Source organism: Microbacterium maritypicum MF109 (assembly GCF_000455825.1).
In the GTDB taxonomy this organism is placed as follows: domain Bacteria; phylum Actinomycetota; class Actinomycetes; order Actinomycetales; family Microbacteriaceae; genus Microbacterium; species Microbacterium maritypicum_A.
In genome coordinates this window covers 1-576 of sequence record NZ_ATAO01000148.1, presented here as the reverse complement: position 1 = coordinate 576, position 576 = coordinate 1, and the positions used below count along the sequence as shown (strand labels likewise).

General features: G+C 71.0%; 1 protein-coding gene and 1 pseudogene. One reads left to right on the top strand and one right to left on the bottom strand.

Features of this window, described 5'->3' with window-relative positions; genetic code table 11:
- Positions 1-231: pseudogene (locus L687_RS0121405) on the top strand (aldose 1-epimerase family protein); the annotation flags it as partial.
- Positions 232-362: 131 nt separating this feature from the next.
- On the opposite strand, the gene L687_RS29190 reads toward L687_RS0121405, so the two are convergent.
- Positions 363-576, bottom strand: a 214-nt coding sequence (locus L687_RS29190) for a hypothetical protein (protein WP_040569673.1), incomplete at its 5' end; no start/stop codon positions are given.

Genomic DNA, 576 nt, shown 5'->3' with positions numbered 1-576 from the left:
CGTGTGCACCATTCGCTCACCGCGCCGGACGGTCGCCGCGTGACGCTCTGGCAGGGCGAGGGTTTCGACTACGTGCAGGTGTACACGACACCCGCTTATCCCGGTCAGAGCCTCGCGGTCGCGATCGAGCCGATGACCGCACCGGCCGACGCCCTGAACAGCGGCCTCGGCATCCGCCGGCTCGCCCCCGATGAGACCTGGACCCTGCACTGGGGCATCACGCTGAGCTGACTCGACGCGGCTCGCCGCGAACTCCCCGACGAGAACAGAGAGCGAATGACGCCGCGCCGGCGAGTCGGATGGTGACTCGCCGGCCGCGGCGCACATGATCTCCGTTTCGGCCGGGCGGCGCCGAGAAGGCGTTACTCCCCGCGCTCGCGCAGCTCGCGGCGGGTGAGCTGCGGCGCATGCGGCAGACCCGAGGCATCGATCAGCACCGGCTGAGCCGACACCACGGCGGCACCGGATGCTTCCGGGCCGACAGGAGCATCCGGAGCCGAGGTTCCTCCGGCATCCGTTCCTCCCGCCTTGCGCGCCGCGCGTCGCTCCTTGGCCCCCTCGACGAGGTTGTAGAGC